Genomic DNA, 21,919 nt, shown 5'->3' on the forward strand with positions numbered 1-21,919 from the left:
GGTCAACAACTGGTTACAGAGTAAACAATTCGCGCTGATGAAAGATCGTATAATAATTTCCGTCTCAAGCGTACATGGTACCCGACACTTCAATATCAGTAATATCGTGAAACGCAATGCCGTTATTGGCTTGTGGGTACTGCTGTTTTCGGTGTTAATTACCGCAGCGGTGATTCATTATCTGATGTATACCGTCGACTCGGCTAAAGCTGAGCAACAACTGCTGGCTGAGCAAACCTCGGCATTGCAGCAGCAACTGGCGCAATTAACGGAAACCCGCGATACACTGGAGCAGGAGCTGACGTTAAAGCAGGACGAGATGGCCTTAGTCAGTCAGCGTCTGGAAGAAATTGAACTAAGCCTGGGGTTAGAGCATAACCATGATCAGGGGCTGGAGAGCCGGCTGGATCTGGCAACCGTCACTTCCAGCGCCCGGATGGCGATGCTGCAACTGGTACCTAATGGTTCGCCGCTGGATTTTGATAAAAGATCTTCCCGCTACGGCGTGCGTACTCACCCGATTCTGGGAAAACGCAAACACCATAATGGCATCGACCTGACTGCGCCGCGTGGTACCCCGATTTATGCCCCGGCTGATGGCGTAGTAGAACTGGTACGTAAAAGTAATAGTGGTTACGGTAATCTGCTAAAAATCCGCCATGCCTTTGGTTTCTCCACGCTTTACGCCCATCTGCAGGATTTTAAAGTCACTGGTGGTACCTTCGTACACAAGGGGCAATTAATTGCCACCTCGGGCAATACCGGCAGTTCTACCGCACCACATCTGCACTATGAGATCCATTTCCTGGATCGCTCTCTAAATCCCCAGCACTTTGTCGACTGGGATTCCGGTAACTTTGATCTGATCTTCGAAAAAGAGCGCAATGTGCGCTGGGACTCGCTGGTCTCGATGCTGCAAACCAAAGCCAGCACCCAGCTACAACTGGCGACCTTTAAAGAGCAGCCTGTTACTCAGGTGGCAGAATAAGCCGCCGCTGGCGCTGTCATTCCCGGCGCTGCAGCGGCAAAATTTCCAACGCCATTTGTGCTCTGTAATTTGTGCTCTGTAATTTGTGTTATAGTGCGCCGCGATACGCAGACACCGGGTCAGCGTAACCTTAGCTGAGTAATACCTGTGACTGAGTGCCGCCCCTTTTCCGATTTCGCCCTATCCCCAGCCTTATTAAAAACCCTGCAAGAGCTTAACTTTGCGCAGGCAACGGCGGTACAAAGCGCCAGCTTACCGGCCATCCTGGCGGGTAAAGATGTGTTTGCTCAGGCGGCGACCGGCTCAGGTAAAACGGCAGCCTTTGCACTGGGTTTACTCAGTAAACTGAATGTCGGCCGGTTTCGCATTCAAAGTCTGGTGCTGTGTCCAACCCGCGAGCTGGCCGAACAGGTGGCCAGCGAAATCCGTCTGCTGGCGCGCGGTATTCACAATATTAAGGTGCTGACACTGTGTGGCGGCGTGCCAGCCAAAGGCCAGATCCTGTCATTGGAACATGGTGCCCATATTATCGTGGGTACGCCGGGACGGGTGCTTGATCATTTGCAGCAACAGCGGCTGGACCTTGCTGAAGTGTCACAACTGGTACTGGATGAAGCGGATCGCATGCTGGAAATGGGCTTTGCCACTGAACTTGAGCAAATTCTGGCGGCACTGCCACCACCCAAACAACAGCTACTGTTCAGTGCGACCTTTGCGCCGGAGGTAAAAAAACTGGCTCAGGCGCAGCTACATCAGCCCGAGGTGATCATTATCGATAGCCCGGCGCAGGCAGCACGCATTGCGCAACAATTTTATCTGCTGGAGCAACATAGCCGCAGTGAAGCGGTTAAGCGCTTATTACTGGCGCTGCAGCCCGATAGCTGCGTGATCTTTGCCAATACCCGCAAAGAAGTACAGCAGCTGTATAGCGAATTACAGCAACAGGGCTTTAGTGTTGCCGCCCTGCATGGCGATCTGGAGCAACGCGAGCGCGAACAGCAACTGCTGCAATTTGCCAATGGCAGTTTGCAGCTGTTAGTGGCGACCGATGTCGCCGCCCGCGGTCTGGATATCGAAAAGCTGGATCTGGTGATCAATTATCAGCTGGCGCATGATGTCGAAACCCATACTCATCGTATCGGCCGTACCGGTCGTGCCGGTAGCGAAGGTTTAGCCTGCTCGCTGTATACCGTCGACGACAGCCACAAATTGGCCGCGCTGGAGCAAGCCTTTGCCATTGAAATTGAACCGCTGCCGTTGCCTGCCGCCAATAGCAATCAGCCGCGGCAGCCGGCCATGGTGACGCTGGAAATTGATGGCGGTAAAAAACAAAAATTACGCCCGGCGGATATTGTCGGCGCCCTGACCCGCGATAATAAACTGGCGTTTGCCGAAATTGGTAAAATTCAGCTGCAGGATTTCCGGGCCTATGTCGCGGTCAGCCGCAATGCCTATAAAGCCGCGTTACAACAGCTGAATCACAGCAAGATGAAAGGCCGCAGCTTTCGCGCCTGGTTACTAACCAACCAGTAAAAGCGCCTTAAAAATCTGAACTTAAGGTAGTTTTTCCAGAAAAACTGCCTATAGTTTAGACTTTTAGGAGAGCGTGCGATGAAAAATATTATTGACGAAGTTTATCAGGATAATAAGCTGGGACTGTTCCGGCAAATTACGATTTTTATTTGTGGGTTAGTTATCTGTCATCTAACCGATCAGCTGTTTGCCTTTTTATTCTCGTTTATGTATTTCAGCATGAGTCTGGATAACATTTTACGTTACCTGAAAAAATCTTCAGCAGAGGTGACAGAGGTTGGAAACTCAAGCCCGCCTTAATCAAAACGCTTTTGCTGGCGTAACGCCTTGGTCTGACCTTGCTGCTTTTTGCTTTGCAGCCGCTTTTGCTGGCTGCTGTAGCTGGGCTTAGTCGCCAGCCGTTTTTTCGGCGTTTTAGTGGCACTTTGCAACAGCGCCAGCAGCTGTGCCAGCGCCAGTTCGCGGTTTTGCTCCTGACTGCGGCTCTGCTGACATTTAATCGTAATCTTACCGCTTTGGCTGATGCGATGATCGGCAAGCTTTAACAAGCGCTGCTGCAGCCAATCTGGCAAACCAGACTGGCGAATATCCAGCTGCAACAGCACCGCCGTCGACACCTTATTAACATGCTGACCACCCGGGCCGGAAGCGCGGACAAACTGCCAATTCAGCAGTTCTTCGTCAAGATAAATATCAGCCGTGATCGGTAGCACCGCTGCTTAACGCTCCCAGTAGGCTTCTTCCAGGCTGTCTTCGCGCTCTGGCAGGCCTTTAGACAGCCTGGGGGCATTTTGCACCAGGATCTCATAACTGACCCGGTTGGCATATTTACACAGCTGGGCAAATGACGAATAGGCCAGATAAGGCAACTCATGCTTGCTCGACAGCGGCTGTACCTGCTTATGATAGCTGTTAGCTGCCATATCGTGCAGGATGGCCGACAAGGCGCCATCTCCGGCACCATTAGTATTCTTAATCCGCTCCGGCCCGCCCAGGTAAGGGTCAATATGCGAATAGACTTTCAGCGGCTGCTGGCAATGCCGGCGCAGCATTGGCCGGCTAAATTCAAAGCGGTTAAAATCGGCCAGGCTGGCAGACTTAATCGGATTTGAACTCTCGCGTTTAGTGCGCTCGTCAGTATAGCCACACAGATACAAGCCCTCTGCCCCGGCGGTGATCAACACCATATCGGTAATTTCCAGTGCGGCCTCGGCTGCCAGCAGCGGATCGCGAAACCCGGTCAGGGCTTCGGCTTCCTGCTCGTTCATTGCCAGCACATTAACGTAATCATGAATGGTTTGCAGGATCTGGGCGCGGTTTTCTTCTACCAGATGGCGGGTACCCAGGCTCATTACCACCGGCACCTGATGGGCTTTGGCATCGGCCAATGCCTTTAACATCGCCTGCTGGATCGGTTGCCCTGTTGCCCGAAGCGGATAAGCGCTGACCACAAAGGCCGCCGCACCGGCAATAATGGGGGTTGGAATATAGTCCGGCGCCAGCTGATCCATATCACTGGGGTCAATCACAAAGGTGCGCTCGCCATCCGGCGTGATCATGGTAATACCACGCCCGATATCGCCCGCCACCCCTTGCAGATGATTCATATCGACTTTCGAGCTGGTATGACAAACATAATGATAAGCAGGCGAACCCAGTGCAATATTGGCCGACATCACGCCCAGCAATACCGATTTATCATCCGCCAGCACCGAGTAATTATGGATCGTATTGCCGATGGTGCCGCCGGCAAAATGATCGGAGATAGCGTTATTGACCACCAGCTCATGATAAATCCGGTTCGCTTTGTCATGTTCAACCAGGTTCGATAAACCTTTAGGGATATCATATTTGGCCAGAAACTCATCGCTAACACTGGCAACCACATCAACAATGGTTTGATCTAAACCGACAATATAGGTATCCAGCGCCGGACGCACATCCAGACTGGGTAATTGCGGTTTGGGCTGAGAGACCGGAAAGTAATGCTTGATTTTACGCAGACCGGGAAATTTCATTAGCTGACGCTCGGTGACAAACAAAGCGCTATTTTAGCGAAAAAAACGCCGCAACGCGCGGCGAATTTTCGCTTAGTGGCAACATAATGGCGACTTAGTCTCGAATAGTCGCAAACAGTTGCGAATAGTAGCCAATAGTGACGAAAAGTAGCGCTATCAGCCGTTATTGCGGCAGATCACGCAAAAACACCGGCTTATCAGGACGGGAATGTTCAGCACTGTAGTAATAGCCGGCCAGATTAAAGCCCTGGATACCCTCCAGAGCCGTTAGCCGCTGCTGAATCATATAACGGGCCATTAAACCGCGGGCTTTCTTGGCATAAAAGCTGATGATCTTGTACTGACCATTTTTCAGATCTTTAAACTCCGGGCTAATCACCCGCGCCTGCAGGGCTTTGGTATCGACCGCCTTAAAATATTCCTGCGACGCCAGATTTAACACCGTATCGGTATTCAGCGCGGCCAGCTCGCTATTCAGATGGGCGGTTAAGCGGCTTTTCCAGTACGCATACAAATCTTTACCAGCCGGATTCGCCAGGCTGGTGCCCATTTCCAAGCGATAGGCCTGCATCAGATCCAGAGGCCTGAGCACGCCGTAAAGGCCGCTTAAGATCCGCAGTTGCTGCTGCGCAAAGCTCAGGTCATCTTTCGATAAAGTCGCTGCGTCTAGTCCCTGATACACATCGCCGTTAAACATAAAGAGCGCGGCTTTAGCATTGTCAGGGGTAAAAGGCGGTTGCCACTGGGCAAAACGAGCGGCATTTAAGCCGGCCAGCTTGTCACTGATATGCATCAGTGAGCTTAAATCAGCCGGCGTCAGGGTTTTGCAAATCGCGGCCAGCGCTGTGGCCTCGGCTAACAGCGCCGGCTGAGTCACCGCTAAGGGTGTGACAGACGGAGTCAGGTCGAGATCTTTAGCCGGTGATACCAGCAACAACATAAGCGGGGCTCCTTTTCTTCAAAAAATCAGTGGTCAGAAAATCAGATATGCCAAAATCAAACGTTAACTGGCGCTGGCATTGGCGATCGGCAAGCCATTAGATAAAACCGCGATTCAGCCAGCCCAACAACTGACTAACCTTAATACTGGCGCGGCAGCCCTTGCAGATCACGCAGGGCGCCATTATGCTTGTTCCAGGCGCGAATGCAAAGGATCCTGCCGCGAACTGCCGCCTGAGCGCGGCCGCTTGTCATCTTTTGTTCAGCCGCTCGACCTATACTGCAGGTTGACCGGCTAACACTCCGCTTATCGGCTGAACTTAGTACGATATTTGTTGTTTTATTACTACACTTTTAGCCGTTTAGCCGTATAATCAGTCTCAATTAACCAACAAAATGGTAAGTGAATAACATGAAAGATTTATTAACTCAGTTAAAAGCGGTCACCACCGTGGTGGTTGACAGTGGCGACCTGAATGCCATCGAGCAATTCCGGCCAGTGGATGCCACCACTAACCCGTCTTTGTTGTTAAATGCCAGCCAGTTAGATTTTGCTAAACCGATGCTGACTGCGGCTATCGCTTACGCCAAAACACAAAGTCAGGACCCAGCGCAGCAACTGGCCTTAGCCAGTGATAAATTCGCCGTTGATGTCGGCACCGCCATCAGCAAGCTGGTGCCGGGCCGGGTGTCTACTGAAGTCGATGCCCGTTTATCCTTTGATACCGCTGCGACCATTGCCAAGGCGCGCCAGTTAGTGGCCCTGTATCAACAAAATGGTATTGGCACCGACCGGATCCTGATCAAAATTGCCTCGACCTGGGAAGGCATTCAGGCCGCCAAGGTACTGGAGCAGGAAGGTATTCAATGTAACCTGACCTTACTGTTCCATCTGGCACAGGCGCGGGCTTGCGCCGAGGCCGGCGTCTATCTGATTTCGCCCTTTGTTGGCCGGATCCTGGACTGGTACAAAGCCAATACCAAGCAAGACTATACCGCCGAGACCGATCCGGGCGTGTTGTCGGTGCGCGAAATTTATCAGTTCTTTAAACAGCATGGCTACAGTACTATCGTGATGGGCGCTAGTTTCCGCAATATTGGCGAAGTATTAGCACTGGCCGGTTGCGATCGCCTGACGATCAGCCCGGCACTGCTGGATGAACTGAGCCAGCAACATGGCGAGCTGGCAGTGAAACTGCAAGATCAAGGCGTCACGTCGGCCAAACCGGCGGCGTTAACCGAACAACAGTTCCGCTGGGCACTGAATGAAGATGCGATGGCGACCGAAAAACTGGCAGACGGGATCCGTAAATTTGCCATTGACCAGCGTAAGCTGGAAAGCCTGATCCAAAGCCAGCTGTAACGGGAGCACCGCATGACTGCCAGTTTAACTGCCTTATTAAAGCCATTGGCCGAGCGGCAACAGCCGCTGCGTCAGTTATTTGCTGCTGAGCCAAATCGCGCTGCGCGTTTTAGTGCCAAAGCTTGTGGTATCACGCTGGATTTCTCCAAAAATCTGTTGGACGACAGCAGCTGGCAAACCCTGCAGCAACTGGCCGCCCAAAGCAGCATCCGCCAGCTGTGTCAGCAAATGCAAGCCGGTGCCGCTATCAATAATACCGAGCAGCGTGCGGTCTGGCATACGCGGCTGCGGCAGCAAGATTTGCAAGACCTGCGGCTAAATGGCGAGGATATCGGTGCGGCGATTAGCGCCTGTCGCGCACAAATGGCGACACTAATCGACCAGCTCCACCAAGGGACTTACCTTGGTTATAGCGGCAAGCCAATTACCGATCTGATTTGGGTCGGCATTGGTGGCTCGCTGCTGGGCCCGCAAATGGCGGTGGAAGCCCTGACGCCCTATCATTGTAGTCCGGTGCGACTGCACTTTGCCGGCAATATCGATGGCGCTATTGTCAGCGATCTGACCAAACAACTGCAGCCTGAGACGACACTGGTGGTGGTTGCTTCAAAATCCTTTGGCACCGAAGAAACCAAACAAAATGCGTTAGCGCTGCGCGCCTGGTTTAGTGCTCAGGGCGCAGACAAAGCCGCTATCGCGCGACACTTCTGGGCCACCTCTGCCAATGTGCAGGCGGCCGCCGAATTTGGCATTGTGCCACAGCATATCCTGCCGATGTGGGACTGGGTGGGTGGCCGTTACTCGCTCTGGTCAGCGATTGGCTTACCGGTCGCGCTGATGATTGGTAATGACGGTTTTAATCAGCTGTTAGCCGGTGCCGCCGCCATGGACCAGCATTTCTTTAACGCGCCCTTTAGCGAAAACCTGCCAGTGATTCTGGCATTACTGGGCATCTGGTATATCAACGGTTTCGGCTGTCAGGCGCAGGCGCTGCTGCCTTATAGCCATTATCTGCGTTTACTGCCGTCTTATGTGCAACAACTGGATATGGAAAGTAATGGCAAGGCGGTCGATCGCCGCGGCCAGCCACTGAGCGATGTCACCGCCCCGGTGATCTGGGGAGATGCCGGCACCAATGGCCAGCATGCTTATCATCAGTTATTGCATCAAAGCCAGCTGAAAATCCCAGCCGACTTCCTGCTACCGCTAAAGGTCGCGCATCCGCTACAGGACCATCACCAGCGGCTGGCCGCGCATTGCTTTGCGCAAACCCAGGCGCTGATGCAGGGTAAGACCGAGCAGGAAGCCTATCAGGAATGTCTGGCACAGGGCATGACGGAGCAGGCGGCGAAAGAATTAGCCCCGCATAAGGCGTCACCTGGTAATAAACCCAGTAATACTTTATTACTGGATGAGTTATCACCCTATCATCTGGGCGCCCTGATCGCGCTCTATGAACATAAGGTGTTCTGTCAGGGTGCGATCTGGCAACTGAATAGCTTTGACCAATGGGGCGTTGAGCTGGGCAAGCAGCTTTCCACACCTATTTATCAAGCACTTAAAGCGCAAGGTGACGCTCAGTTCGACAGTTCAACAGCGCAGTTGATTGCCCTGTTCCGCCAACAAAACCGCTAAATCCTGTTTGGCATTAGCAAGGCTGCCCGCGGGCAGCCTTTATTTTTTACGCCGTCATCGTACTGTCACTTTTTAGTTTTATTTTTACACAAAGTGTGGTAGAAACTTGTTGAAAATAACAACAAGAAACAACAATCAGATGAGGCCGTAATTATGGAAAGCTTCGAAGACTTACTGAACATGTTGGAACGTCCGGCGGCGAAAACCCGCACCGTTAAACGCAAATGGCGGGAAATCGAGGAATTGAAAGAACGCCAAAGACTGAAAAAAGAGCTTTGTGACATTGATTGGACCATTGAACCGGAACTGATTGATATCGAATTATAAACAAAAGGGCCTGCAGTTAACTGCAGGCCCTTTTCGTTGTTCATTTTCGTTATCTGTTAAATCAGCTAAGACACGGTCAGTTAAAGCACTGAGTGCCAGTTAACCGGCGTTTTGCCGGCGGCACGCAGCAGGCTATTGGTCTGTAAAAAATGACCACAGCCCAGAAAGCCGCGATGCGCTGATAACGGCGACGGGTGGGGTGCCTGCAGAATATGATGCCGGTTGGCGTCAATCAGCCGGGCTTTCTTCTGCGCATGAGAGCCCCAGAGTAAAAACACCAGTTGCTCACAGTGCTGGCTGATTTGTCGGATCACCTGATCAGTAAATTGCTCCCAGCCCAGGGCGCGATGCGAATTCGGCTCATTTGCCACCACCGTCAACACGGTATTCAGCAATAACACGCCCTGCTCGGCCCAGCTTTGCAGGTAGCCATGTGACGGCACCTGAAAGTCTGCATATTCCAGCGCCAGCTCCTTGTAGATATTCAGCAACGAAGGCGGCACCCGTACGCCCGGCCTGACCGAAAACGCCAGCCCATGCGCCTGGTTTGGGCCATGATACGGATCCTGCCCCAGCACCACCACCTTCAGCTCAGATAACGGCGTCAGCTTAAACGCATTAAAGATTTCACTGTCCGGCGGATAGATCACCTGGCCACCGGCACGTGCCTGCTGGATCGCCGTCAGCGTTTGCTGAAAGTAGGGTTGTTGCTTTTCACTGCCAAGAAGGTCCTGCCATTGCATCAGCGATTATCCAGTTGTCGTAATACCTGCTCCAGGGTGGCAAAATCGGCCGGAATATCGCGGCTATAACTTTGCTCAGCGGCACATTTTGCCAAAGCCGCCGGTAAAGCGATAGGTGTTCCTAAAATATTCTCTACCTGTTCTTTAAACTTAGCCGGATGCGCCGTACCGAGGAAGATCCCCACCTCACCCGGCTGCAGGCTACGTTTTAACGCCTTATAGGCAACAGCCGCGTGCGGCTCACTCAGATAACCCTCTTGCGCCAGTAAGCGCATACCAAGCTGGGTATCATCTTCATCGACCTTAACCGCCTCGATATCAGTCCGGCTCACTACCCCCTGCGCCAACAGCGCTTCTACCCTGGGCCAGTTATTCGGTGCACTGACGTCCATCGCATTCGATAAAGTGGCAATGGTTTTGTTGGGTTGCCACTGGCCGCTCTGCCAGTAACGCGGCACGGTATCATTCAGGTTCGTCGCAGCAACCATCCGCTTAATCGGCAGCCCCAGCGCCTTAGCAATCAGACCGGCAGTCAGGTTACCAAAGTTACCGCTGGGTACCGCTATCACCGCTTGTGAGCGTTGCTCGGCCGGCAGTTGGGCAATAGCTTCAAAGTAATAACAGATTTGCGCAAATAAACGACTGATATTAATCGAGTTGGCCGAGTTAATATTGTAGGTTTTTACCAGCTCCTGCTGATCAAAAACTTGCTTAACCAGCGCCTGACACTGGTCAAAGTCACCATCCACCGCCAGCGTGGTAATATTCTGCCCCAGAGTGGTAAACAGCTTTTCCTGCAGCAGACTGATCTTGCCTTTCGGGTACAGGATCACTACCTCTACCCCAGGCTGCTGATAAAAGGCATGCGCCACAGCCGCACCGGTATCGCCGGAGGTGGCGGTAACAATAGTGGTTTTGCGCCCGCCCTGGGCTTTGGCCAGCGCCTGCGCCATAAAGCGGCCGCCAAAGTCTTTAAACGCCAGCGTCGGGCCATGAAACAGCTCCAGGCAAAACGTCTGCGCCGTAACGGGTACCAGTGGCGCGGCAAAGGTAAAGGCGGCGCTCACCATCTGAGCGACTTCAGCCTCGGTTAGCTCATCGCCAATCAAGGCAGATAAAATCTTGGTACTGCGTTCTACCAGCGGTAAGGCGAGTAAAGCGTCAATATTCAGCTTTGGCCAGCTGGTTGGGAAAAATAAGCCTTGTTGCTGGCCCAGGCCCTGTCGCACCGCCTGTAAAAAACTGACTTGTTCGGTTGGGACTTTTAAATTCGTTAACATCATCTTTATTACTCCGCGAGCGCTCTGGCGCCCTGTGGCGCTAACCGGCAAATGGCGGTCAGCGCGTCCTGATTCTTGGCATAATGGGCATTAAGGTAAGCCGCCGTCGCGGCAGCCTGTGCATCATCCCGGCAAAGCGCAAATACGGTCGGGCCGGCACCGGAAATGCCCAGATGTAGCACCCCTTGCTCACTTAGGGCGGTACGCAAGGGCAACAATTCCGGCATCAGACTCTGCCGGGCCGGCTCTGCCACCCTATCCTGTAACGCCGCCGCGGCATCCTGTTCATCGCCGGCGTAGAGCGCACTGACAAAGCGACTAAGCATACCGGCAAAGGCGATACTGTCGGTTAAACTTAACTGCTGTGGCAAGACAGCGCGTGCAGCCTTGGTCGAGAGTACAGTACCCGGATAACAGAGCACCACCCGCCAATGTTCGAACCAGGGCAAGCTGCGGCAAATCTGCGCACTATCCGGTAACATCAGCTGTAAGCCACCATAATAAGATGGCGCCACATTGTCATAATGCACACTGCCACTGACCCCGCCCTCCGCCACCGCCATTAACTGTAGCAGCTCACTCTGGCTAAACGGCTGGCCGAAATAGTCATTAAAGGCATAAAAAGCCACGACGATTGAACAGGCGCTGGAGCCTAAACCACTGCCAACCGGCAAATGCTTGTTAAGTTGCAAACGCAAGCGCGGTAATGGCTGGCCCAGTGCCTGTTCAAAGGCATAAAAGGCTTTAAACACCAGATTATCTTCGGTTGCCGCCGGTAGCTGATGCAGATAGCGGCCACTTAGCTGCAAACTGAGCTCTGTCGCTTCGCCCAGGATCAGCAGCTCATCACCAAGCAGGCTGCCGTCTACCGGTTCAAAGGCGGCGCCCAGCAAGTCAAAACCGACGCTGAGATTGCCGGTCGAGGCCGGCGCATAATAACGTTTAGTTGAATGTGACTGCATAGACTATACCTGCTGCTGCCAGCTCAGGGTGCGCAGAATATCGCTAAAGACCCCGGCAGAGGTCACAGCGGCACCGGCACCATAACCACGCAGCACAAAGGGGATAGGCTGATAATAGCGGCTTAAGATCGACAGCGCATTCTCACCGTCTTTTACTTTGGCCAGCGGATGATCAGCCGCCAGCGCTTTAATCGCGACCTTACATTTGCCATCGCGGATCTCGCCGATATAACGCAGCACCTTACCCTCAGCTTTGGCCGCGGCCAGCCGCTCAGCAAAGGCCTGATCCAACTGCGGCAGCTGCACCATAAAATCTTCGACGTTAGCGCCGGCAGCAAAACCGGCCGGCAACACCGAGTCCACTTCCACTTCATTCAGATCCAGCATTAAGCCTGCTTCGCGCGCCATAATCAGCAGCTTGCGTGCCACATCCATGCCAGATAAGTCATCGCGCGGATCAGGCTCTGTAAAGCCCATAGCCCGGGCTTTGGCGGTCACCACCGACAGCGGCACTCCGGCTTCCAACTCGCCAAAGATATAGGATAAGGAGCCAGATAAAATGCCTTCAAAGGCCAGCAACTGGTCGCCGGCATTTAGCAGCCCTTGCAGGGTATCGATTACCGGTAAACCGGCACCGACCGTGGTTTCATACAAAAAGCGCCGCCGTTGCTGCTGGGCAACAGCACGCAAGCGATGGTAATACTCCAGGCTGCTGGTATTGGCTTTTTTGTTTGGCGTAACGACATGGAAGCCGGCTGCCAGAAAATCTGCATACTGGTCCGCGACTGCCTGGGCACTGGTGCAATCGACCAGTACCGGATTGGTTAAATGCTGTTCCTGTACAAAGCGGTTTAACTCCGCCAGCGAAAACTGTGCATTGGCCTCTGCCAATGCCGGCTGCCAGTTTTTCAGATCCACACCGTCTTTCGCCAATAACAGCTGCTTACTATTGGCAATGCCATATACGGTAAGCTTAACCTGGCGCTGCTGTAAAAAGGCTTGTTGCCGTTCGATCTGGGCCAGTAATTCACTGCCGACCACCCCGCAACCGACCAGAAACACATCAATACTGGGGATATGGCTGAAGAAGTTCTCATGGCAGACTTTAACCGCATTCTGACAGCTGCGCTGCTCGACCACCGCAGAAATCGAGCGCTCACTGCTATCCTGAGCAATGGCCACCACGTTCACCCGCGCCTGCGCCAGCGAAGCGAAGAACTTCGCAGCCACACCTCTGTGCTGCCGCATGCCATCGCCGACCAGGCTGACAATCGCCATATCGGATTGGATGGCTAATGGCCGTAGCAGTTTGTTTTGCAATTCTAATTCGAACTCGGCTTCCAGCGCCTTTTTCGCCGCCACCAGATGCAGCTGCGGCACACAGAAGCTGATGCTAAATTCCGACGAGGACTGGGTAATTAAGCTTACCGAAATCTGTGCGCGCGCCATGGCGGCAAATACCCGGCTGGCCATGCCCACCACGCCCTTTAAACCCGGGCCAGATACCGTAATCAGCGCCAGATGCTCAAGGCTGGAAATGCCCTTCACCAGCGCTTCACCATCGCCTTCCACATCGATACAGGTGCCCGGCGCACTGGGGTTAAGGGTATTTTTGATATAACAGGGAATTTGCACCCGCGCCAGCGGGCCGATTGTTTTCGGATGCAGCACCTTAGCACCGAAATAAGATAACTCCATCGCCTCATCGTAAGACAGACGATCGATTAAGCGGGTTTGTTTCACCTGCCGCGGATCGGCACTGTAGACGCCATCGACATCGGTCCAGATCTCACAGGCACTGGCTTTGATCGCCGCAGCAATGACGGCGGCGGAATAATCCGAACCATTGCGTCCCAATAAGGCCGTCTCGCCCTGGGCGTTACTGGAAACAAAGCCTGCCATCACATAGATGCTGGCAGGTGTCGCCGCCATAGCGGCATCAATCACGGTTGCTGTCGCCGCTACATCGGCAGTGGCATTTAAAAAATCACCCTGACTTTTCACCAGCTTTACCGAGTCCAGCGCCTGCACATCCGCACCTTGCCCCTCTAACAAGGCCGTCATCAGTGCCACGCTGAACTGCTCGCCCAGGCCCAGGATCTGCGCTTTAATATGATCCGGGCAAAACTTTAATAAACTCATGCCCTGTAACTGCCAGCCTAGCTGCTGGATCTGGCTGTTGATCAGCGCCTGCACTTGCTGCCGGCGTGCCTCACTGACGCCCGGTATCGCGGCTAACAGCTGCTGATAACGCTGCTCAAGCTGGCTTAGCGGTGACTGAAAGTCTGCTCCCAGATAGGCCAGATCGGTTAATTCGACCAGCATATTGGTTACCCCCTGCGGGGCCGATAACACCAGACAGACTTGTTCTGTTGTTGCCTGCTGCAACACAATTTGCGCCACTTCAGAAAATCTGGCCACCGACGCCAGCGATGACCCGCCAAATTTTAGCACCCTCATAATTTCTCCTCGCGCATCCAAGTCTTTAGTCGTTTTGTTATCGCAGACCTTTGTTAGTCAACCGGCTGTCACGCTATGTTGCGTGATCAACGCCGGTTAACCTGGGCCAAGTGGCCAAAAAAAAGGCCCGGAACCTTTGAGGTCACGGGCCTTTTTACAGACAGCACACCGCCGACCTCCTACCCCGCGGGGTTGGTGGTGGTAATAATGGTGGTGAGTACTGCTGCTTTTATATTCATAGACTACACTATGCACAGACTTTTAGACGTCTGTCAAACCTTTTCTAAGTTGTTATTGTGGGTGGGCAGCCACGACGCTAAGCCAGCGCAGCCTCGCTCCAGATACTGATCTGGTTACGCCCGGCCCGCTTGGCCTGATACAAGGCCTGATCCGCTTGTTGCAGCATAGTTTCGACACTGCAGCCTGCTGTGCCAGTGCTGATACCGCAGCTAATCGTCAACTTTACGGCCGCACTTTGCACAGCACAGAATTGCTCCATTTGCTGACGCAACCGCTGGGCAACCTCAATAGCCCCAGCCAGCTCAGTATCGGGCAAGATCACGGCAAACTCTGCTCCGGCCAAGCGCGCCAGTAAATCATTATCGCGCAACAAGGCGCTAAACTGGCGGGCCAGCCCCTGTAACATCTGGTCGCCGTGTTGATGGCCGTATTGATCATTGAGCAGTTTGAAACGATCCAATTCGAAACGCAGTAACGCTAAAGGCCGCTGGTAGCGCTCAGCCCGGGTCAGTTCCAGTTGCAATTGCTGTTGCAGATATTGCCAATTTGGTAAGGCCGTTAGCGTATCGAAACGATCCAGCTGTTTCAGTTGTTGCGTTTTAAATAACACCTCAGCGTGGTAGCGGGCGGCCTCGCTGGCATCTTCCAGCCACAGTGCCAGTTGTGCCTCCTCCTGCGGATTACTCAGCGGGATAAAGCTGACATTCTGCGCCATCTGGAACTCACTTTGTTCAGCCTTTGCCTGGCGCGGCAGCTTGAGCAAATACAAACGTTGTTGCCAGCTCAGCTGCTGAGTTTGTTGCTGCTGCAACACCTCAGCCATTTTACGGCAGAACCAGCTCTTAGGTACTTCCGGGAACAGGCTGAAAAAATCCTGCCCCAGGATCTGGGCTTCGGGTAACTCCAACTGTTGGCATAAAAAGGCGTTAACATAGCTCAGCTGATAACGGCTATTCAGCACCAATACAGCACCAGGTAACTGATTAACCAGTCGTTGCAGATTAAGATTCATGCCGTTATCACTCCTGAGGCGAAAGTCTATTGCCAAAACTCTTCTATTTTGTGAAATAATTATTTTAAATAACAACTATATTCGCTATGGTAGCAGGAGTGAATCGCTTTTTGCTCCGAACGCCAATCAGGGTGACTCCATGCCGCAAACCAGCCTGTCTAAAAAGCTGCTGACCAAGGTTTTATCGGTTTATTTTATCTTGACGCTGATCGTCACCCTGGGTCAGATCGTGGCCGAGTACTACAATGCCAAAAGCTTTATCCGCAACGAACTGACGACCTTACAACAAACCTTCGCCGGTAGTCTTACCCGGGCTATCTGGGAGCTTAATACCCCACAAACGCTGAATATCGCCGACGGTCTGCTGGCGGTACCTGCCATTGAAGGGGTCATTGTCCGGGATGATAACGGTACTGTTATAACCCAGTCCGGCCGCTATATCGACATTCAGCAACGCTTTAGCAACCAACTGGTACAGCAGGAACTCAGTCTGAGCGACCAGCAAAGCGGCATCTTTGGTTATACCTTCCCATTGATCTTCGAATTTTCCGGCCGTACCAGCCAGGTTGGTGATGTTACTCTGTTCTCTAGTCGCAAAGTAGTCATTGAACGGATTGAAATGGGCATCTATTTCCTGATTGGTAATGCGATGCTAAAAACCACTTTTTTGATTATTTTGTTTTTAATGGCTTTCCGGCGTTATCTGACCGAGCCGCTGGCAGATCTGAGCCAGCAGATTGAAAGTCTGGATTTGGACCAGTTGGACGGCTCTAAAGTACGTATTACGCCAGATGAAGGTGCCGAACTGACAGTAATGGCGAATGCCTACAATAAGTTAATTGACCGCTTGCAGGATAATCAGCAGCAGTTAAAGCAAACGCAGCAGCAACTGATGTTATCCAACAACAAACTGGATCAGCAAAATTTACTGCTGGAGCAGGAAGTTGCCCGTAAAACCTCAGGTTTAAGTCAGGCGATGATGGATCTACAGCAACAGAAACAGGAATTGCTGCAGAAGAAGCAGGCGCTGCGCGAGGAAATCGAACAGCGTCGCCAGACCGAACTCGACCTGCGGCAAAAGCAACGGGAACTGCAGGACACCATTGATAACCTGAATCAGGCGCAGGACCGGTTGGTACAATCAGAAAAAATGGCCGCCTTGGGTGGTTTGGTCGCCGGCATAACCCACGAGGTGAATACTCCGGTCGGTATTGGCGTAACGGCCACCAGTTTTCTGGCAGAGCGCTTGCGTCAACTGGAGCAGGCCTTTCGTGAAAAAACCCTTACCCCGAAAATGCTGGAAGATTTTCTATCTGAAGCCGGCCAAAGTACCGACTTGCTGCAATCCAATCTGAGCCGGGCGTCGGAGCTGATTGCCAGCTTTAAGCAAATTGCGGTCGACCAAGCGAGTGAAGCGATCCGTACCATAAATCTGTGCCACTATATTCACGAAATTATTCGCTCGCTGCAGCCACACTTCAAAAAAACCAAACACCAGCTCGAAGTTAACTGTGCCGAGAATATTATTCTGGATTGTCCGGCAGGCGCTATCTCACAAATCTTTACCAATTTCCTGATGAACTCGTTAATTCACGGTTTTGAGGGGATTGAGCAAGGATTGATCCGGATCACCGTTACGGACGACGCCGATAATATTGATATCCATTACAGTGATAACGGTATCGGTTTATCAGAGGCGCAACTGGAGAAACTGTTCCATCCTTTCTTTACCACCAAACGCGATCAGGGCGGCAGTGGCCTTGGCACTCATATCGCTTACAACCTGGTACGGCAGACGCTGGGCGGCAGTATTGAGGCCAACAGCAGCCCGGGCAAGGGCTTGCATTATCATATCAACTTCCCGAAAAAACCAAGATTGCCTCGCTAAGGCAGGTTATACTGCAGCGTCTTTAATGAAACGGAAGTTAAGTTGTTATGTGGTTTAAAAATGTGCGGGTGTACCGGTTAAGTGCGCCTTTAACAATTGAAGCTGCCGCGCTGGAACAGGCGCTGGCGGAATACAAATTTACCCCCTGTAGTGGCCAGGAAGCGGTACGCAGCGGTTTTAGCTTCCCGCTGCATCCCTCAATCAAACACTACAGCCATCAGCAAAATCAGCGCTGGTATTTCGCGATAAAACGTCAGGAAAAGGTGTTGCCGGCAGCAGTGATTAATGAAGAACTGGCGCCGAAACTGGACGCGGCAGCCACAGAGGCCGGTCGGCCGCTGAGTCGCAAAGAGAAGCAGGCACTAAAAGAAGATCTGATCCAGACGTTATTGCCCAGAGCCTTCAGCCGCTCCAGCCTGACTCAGGGCTATTACGATGCAGAACGGCAATGGTTGGTATTAAACACCGGTAGTGCCAGCAAAGCCGAGGATATCCTGGCTCTGCTGCGCAAGGCGTTAGGCTCATTGCCTGCCCTGCCCTGGCTGGATAGTCATAAATTGAATCAACAACTGCAACTTTGGCTGCAACAGCAGTCCTTGCCGGCACAATTTCAGCTGGGCGCCGCAGTTGAGCTGAAAGCGCCAGATGAGGAAGGTGCCAAGGTTAAATTTAGTAACCACCTACTTACTGCTGATGAGGTGCAGACCCATTTGCAGGATAAACTGGTTACCCGGCTCAGTTTACAACAAGAGCAAGGTTTAGCTTTGACCGTCGCTGATGATGGCGGTATAAAGCAGATCCAATATCCGGACGCCCTGTTTGAGCAAAACGAGGAACTCGGCTGGGATGATTTAATTAGTCGCCTGGATGCGGATCTGATCCTGATGGCCGATAGTCTGGATCAGGCATTACAGGCAATCAGCGCTCAGGTAAACGGCAGTCATTAAAGCTGTCAGAGGCTGCCATATCTTAGCGGTTAGGCAGCCCCTGATGTTCTAGCTAAACAAGCAACGAATATCATTATAAAGTTCAGTAAATACCGGTTGCTTGTTAAATTCGGGTACAGTGATCAGCTGCTGCTGCAAATAATATTGCAGTAACTTGATTTCAGCTTCTGCCGACTTATAGTAGCCTCGGGAGATGGCTGCCAGCCGGATAAAATCCGTATAATCCGGTGGTACTCCCCCCTGACAGAGGCGCCAGTTTTTGGCCGCGCTCTGAAACTCCGCGCCAAAATCCCAAGCCTGCAGTATTTTCACGCTGATATAGGGGCTGACTTTCTCAACCAGATTATGTAAAAACACCGGGTGCCCAAACACCTCCGGATGACGCTCAGCCTCGGCAATCACCGCCAGTGCACCGATATTATGCACCAGAGCGCAGAGCGTCATCACATCGCTACTGAGGGTGCAAGCACGGTTATGTTGCTGGTGCAGTTTCAAACAGGTCACAGCGATAGTCGCAACCTGTACATTATCAGCCCACAGTTTATCCAATTGTTGCTGCACCAGTTTATATTTAGACACAAACAGCTGCTCCAGCGCTAAGGCTGTCGCCACATGCTTAATCTGACTTAAACCGATCCGGGTCACGGCCTGTTGCAGTGTATTGCATTTGATGGCCCGTCCCAGAAAGGCACTGTTCGCCAGTTTCATCAGGCGGGCAGCCAGCGCCGGATCCTGCGCAATAATCTCAGCCATTTGCGCCAGGGTCACCTCAGAATCATCGGCATACTGTCGAACCCGCAGCGCGATCTCCGGCAGGGTCGGTAGCAGTAAGCGATCAGTTTTAATCTTTTCATCCAGAATGGTCAGTAATGCTTGTTGTGCGCTCATTGCTGTGATAATTCCTCTGTTGACCCTGCTTCTGCCAGCGGTGCTAACTCACCGTCCATTTGTTGCAACAACCTGAATATCTCATCTTTCGCTGCCTGACTTGCCGACTTCTCCAGCAAGCCCGCTAATCTGGTCAGTTCCGGATAACCCATACTGCCAGCACTGCCTTTTAAACTGTGCGCCGCAAAGCCAAGTGCTGACCAGTCAGCCGCAGCGGCCAATTGCTGCAATTCTGCTAACAGTGCCGGTAATTGCTGCCGGAATTGTTGCAGTAACAGCTGCATCGCCGGATCAGCCGCCAGTTGCTGCTCCAGCGCTGACGCTTTACCGACATTTTGTCGGGCATAACGCTGAATCATCTGCTGGAATTGCTGTGGCACCACCGGCTTGGCCAGAATGTCCTGACAACCGGCCTGACGATAACGCTCTGCGTCTTCAGTCATCACATTAGCAGTAACGGCGACAATAGGTGTTTGGATCCCGGCCAGACGAATTAACCGGGTTGCCTCCTCGCCGCCCATCACCGGCATTTGCATATCCATAAAAATCAAATCAAAAGACTCGACCAGCACCCGCTCCACCGCCTGATGACCATTCTCCACCATAACATGTTCCAGCCCAAGCTGTTGTAGCATCAGTTCCAGCAGTAGTTGATTGTCTGGATTATCTTCCGCAACCAATACCCGTAACGAAGCCGGCAGGGTTAATGGCTGGCTTGGTTCCGCCGCCGCAGTGCAGCTTTGATAACTGTCGACCAATCTTGGATTTGGCGCCAACCGAAACTGTACTTCGAAGCTACTCCCCACACCTTTGACACTTTGCACCTGGATATCGCCATCCATTTGCTCCATCAGCTTCTTCGAAATACAGAGGCCAAGACCGGTACCGCCAAAGTGCCGGGTAACAGTCGCATCGGCCTGAACGAAAGGTTGAAACAAGCGGGAGACTTCTTCAGCCGTCATGCCAATGCCGGTATCTTTTATCTTAATTGATAATAGCGCACGCAGCGGCTGATAGCTGACACTAATCACAATTTTACCTTTGCGGGTAAATTTAACCGCATTACTGGTCAGATTCAGCAATACCTGACGCACCCGTAAACTGTCGTTAAAGAGCTCAGCAGGCAGCGGGAAATGCAGCTCCAGCTGGCAGGCCAAACCTTTCTGCATCGCTTGTTCCCGGATCTGCTGATAAATTTCATCCAGCATCGCCAGATAGTTAAAATGCTCTGGCTGTAACTCCAGTTTCTCCGCTTCGATTTTCGACAGATCCAGAATATCATTAATCAGCTGCAGTAAATGCTCACTACTGCGCAGCACCCGGCTAAGATAGTCAGAGCGCCGCGAGGCGTCCTGCTCCTGCAAGGCCTGCTGGCTAAAACCGATCACTGCCGTCAGCGGCGTGCGGATTTCATGGCTCATATTAGCTAAAAATACACTTTTTAACCGGTTGGCTTGCTCCGCCAGCTCCCGCGCTACGATCAACTCCTGGTTAGCGGCGGCCAGATCATCATTAGCCCGGGCGAGCGCCTGAGTGCGTTGTAGTACCTTCTCTTCCAGTTGCTGCTTATACGCCAGCTCCCGCTCCCGATAGACACGCAATTGCCGGACCATCACATTAAAAGCAGCAAACATATCACCGAGTTCATCCGGCCGCCGCGGCTCCAGCACAAAAGACAGATCCCCCTTACCCACCGCAGTTTTGGCTAAAGTGAGTTGCCGAACAGGCTCAAACACCTGCCGGATCAATAATCGATAAATCAACAAAGGGGCCAACAACGCCAAGGTAAGGGTAAAGATGGCAATCCATAGCGGCCAGTTGGCGGCATCCTGGTACAGCTCAGCGGCATCAATGCCATATAACAGCTGATAGGGACCGGCCAGATTACGGCCTACCAATAGCTTGGGTTGGCCGAGTAATAAACCCTGACTGAACCGGGTCTGGTCGATACTTTGCTGCAAGGCCCGATAATGGCTGGGGGTAAAGGCGCTGCCAATCAGGGCCTCATTTGCGGCGTAGGCAATGGTTGCCGTGCGGTTGATAATTAAGGTTACACTTTGTGGCGTTACCGGGTCCTGCACTACTCTGGCAAACGCCGCCGGCTCAGTGACGATCAGCAAATAGCCCCACAGCTGACGGTTGCCGGCGCTGTCCGGCAGATAAAGCTTACGGGCAAAAAATAACTTCAGTTGCCGCTCTGCGCCATCTGGTGCAATAAAGATACCCTGCTCATCTATCATGCCCTGAATGGCAGAAAAATACTCATTTCTAAAGCGCTCGGGGACGGTTTGCTCAGTGCTGGCAGTAGGATAAAGCGTATCTTCATCACCATTTAGACGTAACAGCTTGATAGCGTGAATATTGGCGTCCTGCTCAACGAACTTTTGAAATAACTGGCGGGTTAACTCCCGACTCTCGGGTAGCGGTTGTTGGATATGCTGTACTAAGGTACGGGCCGTAGCCAATACCGAAAGCCGGATCTGATGAAACAACAAAAACTCATTTAACTCTTGTTGTTGTTGTTGCAGCTTTAACGCGACCTGATTGTAATACTCTTGTTGTTGATACTGGCCGCTAAACTGATAAGCCAGGTAGCCCAATGCCAGCACCGGCAGCACCAATAAAGGAATAATATAGACCAGCAGCGTGGCTCTGAGCTTCATCTGGTCTGTACCTTCCTTTGCTAAACTACCCTG

At 52.4% G+C, this 21,919-nt stretch carries 18 protein-coding genes; 8 read left to right on the forward strand and 10 right to left on the reverse strand.

Annotation, left to right across the window (positions count from 1 at the left end):
- Positions 1 to 37: 37 nt before the first annotated feature.
- The 3 genes from H1D31_RS13150 to H1D31_RS13160 all read left to right on the forward strand — a co-directional run bounded on the left by H1D31_RS13150 (position 38) and on the right by H1D31_RS13160 (position 2,821).
- Complete coding sequence (locus tag H1D31_RS13150; RefSeq protein WP_039925058.1) at positions 38 to 988, forward strand: M23 family metallopeptidase; 951 nt, start codon at positions 38 to 40, stop codon at positions 986 to 988.
- A gap of 147 nt (positions 989 to 1,135) precedes the next feature.
- Positions 1,136 to 2,521, forward strand: coding sequence for an ATP-dependent RNA helicase DbpA (dbpA, locus tag H1D31_RS13155; RefSeq protein WP_261259284.1), 1,386 nt, complete (start codon positions 1,136 to 1,138; stop codon positions 2,519 to 2,521).
- Between the two features lie 78 nt (positions 2,522 to 2,599).
- The gene (locus tag H1D31_RS13160) at positions 2,600 to 2,821 is read left to right on the forward strand and encodes a hypothetical protein (protein WP_261259285.1); all 222 of its coding nucleotides are present in this window, start codon (positions 2,600 to 2,602) and stop codon (positions 2,819 to 2,821) included.
- On the opposite strand, the gene arfB is transcribed toward H1D31_RS13160, so the two are convergent.
- The 3 genes from arfB to yaaA form a co-directional block, all read right to left on the reverse strand.
- On the reverse strand, positions 2,818 to 3,234 hold the full coding sequence (arfB, locus tag H1D31_RS13165; protein WP_008607226.1) for an alternative ribosome rescue aminoacyl-tRNA hydrolase ArfB: 417 nt from the start codon (positions 3,232 to 3,234) through the stop codon (positions 2,818 to 2,820). The genes H1D31_RS13160 and arfB overlap by 4 nt on opposite strands.
- Positions 3,235 to 3,240: 6 nt before the next feature.
- Entirely contained in the window at positions 3,241 to 4,539 is a 1,299-nt protein-coding gene (locus tag H1D31_RS13170) for an inosine/guanosine kinase (protein WP_008951287.1), read from the reverse strand.
- Between the two features lie 163 nt (positions 4,540 to 4,702).
- On the reverse strand, positions 4,703 to 5,479 hold the full coding sequence (yaaA, locus tag H1D31_RS13175) for a peroxide stress protein YaaA (protein WP_261259287.1): 777 nt from the start codon (positions 5,477 to 5,479) through the stop codon (positions 4,703 to 4,705).
- 411 nt (positions 5,480 to 5,890) lie between these two features.
- Between yaaA and tal the strand changes: the two genes are divergently transcribed.
- From tal to H1D31_RS13190, 3 genes are all read left to right on the forward strand, one after another.
- A complete protein-coding gene (tal, locus tag H1D31_RS13180; protein WP_261259289.1) occupies positions 5,891 to 6,841 on the forward strand; it encodes a transaldolase in 951 nt (316 codons plus the stop codon).
- 12 nt (positions 6,842 to 6,853) lie between these two features.
- Complete coding sequence (gene pgi / locus H1D31_RS13185; RefSeq protein ID WP_261259290.1) at positions 6,854 to 8,476, forward strand: glucose-6-phosphate isomerase; 1,623 nt, start codon at positions 6,854 to 6,856, stop codon at positions 8,474 to 8,476.
- A 153-nt stretch (positions 8,477 to 8,629) separates the two neighbouring features.
- A complete protein-coding gene (locus H1D31_RS13190; protein ID WP_008607219.1) occupies positions 8,630 to 8,803 on the forward strand; it encodes a DUF3545 family protein in 174 nt (57 codons plus the stop codon).
- An 80-nt stretch (positions 8,804 to 8,883) separates the two neighbouring features.
- Here the strand turns inward: H1D31_RS13190 and ung are convergent, their stop codons facing one another.
- From ung to H1D31_RS13215, 5 genes are all read right to left on the reverse strand, one after another.
- Positions 8,884 to 9,546, reverse strand: coding sequence for a uracil-DNA glycosylase (gene ung, locus H1D31_RS13195; protein WP_008607218.1), 663 nt, complete (start codon positions 9,544 to 9,546; stop codon positions 8,884 to 8,886).
- Positions 9,546 to 10,829: a threonine synthase gene (thrC, locus tag H1D31_RS13200; protein ID WP_261259291.1), complete on the reverse strand. Its 1,284-nt coding sequence runs from the start codon at positions 10,827 to 10,829 to the stop codon at positions 9,546 to 9,548. Before thrC ends, ung begins: the two co-directional genes overlap by 1 nt.
- Positions 10,830 to 10,834: 5 nt before the next feature.
- Entirely contained in the window at positions 10,835 to 11,788 is a 954-nt protein-coding gene (gene thrB / locus H1D31_RS13205; RefSeq protein ID WP_261259292.1) for a homoserine kinase, read from the reverse strand.
- Positions 11,789 to 11,791: 3 nt separating this feature from the next.
- On the reverse strand, positions 11,792 to 14,248 hold the full coding sequence (thrA, locus tag H1D31_RS13210) for a bifunctional aspartate kinase/homoserine dehydrogenase I (RefSeq protein WP_261259294.1): 2,457 nt from the start codon (positions 14,246 to 14,248) through the stop codon (positions 11,792 to 11,794).
- Positions 14,249 to 14,564: 316 nt separating this feature from the next.
- Complete coding sequence (locus H1D31_RS13215; RefSeq protein WP_261259295.1) at positions 14,565 to 15,500, reverse strand: sensor domain-containing diguanylate cyclase; 936 nt, start codon at positions 15,498 to 15,500, stop codon at positions 14,565 to 14,567.
- 139 nt (positions 15,501 to 15,639) lie between these two features.
- On the opposite strand from H1D31_RS13215, the gene H1D31_RS13220 reads away from it, so the two are divergent.
- The gene (locus H1D31_RS13220) at positions 15,640 to 17,388 is read left to right on the forward strand and encodes an ATP-binding protein (protein WP_261259296.1); all 1,749 of its coding nucleotides are present in this window, start codon (positions 15,640 to 15,642) and stop codon (positions 17,386 to 17,388) included.
- Positions 17,389 to 17,435: 47 nt separating this feature from the next.
- Positions 17,436 to 18,335, forward strand: a complete 900-nt coding sequence (locus tag H1D31_RS13225) for a recombination-associated protein RdgC (RefSeq protein ID WP_065954563.1) — start codon at positions 17,436 to 17,438, stop codon at positions 18,333 to 18,335.
- Between the two features lie 48 nt (positions 18,336 to 18,383).
- Here the strand turns inward: H1D31_RS13225 and H1D31_RS13230 are convergent, their stop codons facing one another.
- On the reverse strand, positions 18,384 to 19,223 hold the full coding sequence (locus tag H1D31_RS13230) for an HDOD domain-containing protein (RefSeq protein WP_261259297.1): 840 nt from the start codon (positions 19,221 to 19,223) through the stop codon (positions 18,384 to 18,386).
- Positions 19,220 to 21,886 carry an ATP-binding protein gene (locus H1D31_RS13235; RefSeq protein WP_261259298.1) on the reverse strand — a complete coding sequence of 889 codons (2,667 nt, stop codon included), beginning with the start codon at positions 21,884 to 21,886 and terminating at the stop codon, positions 19,220 to 19,222. The genes H1D31_RS13230 and H1D31_RS13235 overlap by 4 nt, the downstream gene beginning before the upstream one ends.
- Positions 21,887 to 21,919: the final 33 nt, after the last annotated feature.

Origin of the sequence: Alishewanella sp. BS5-314 (genome assembly GCF_025377695.1) — a bacterium.
Taxonomy (GTDB): domain Bacteria; phylum Pseudomonadota; class Gammaproteobacteria; order Enterobacterales; family Alteromonadaceae; genus Alishewanella; species Alishewanella aestuarii.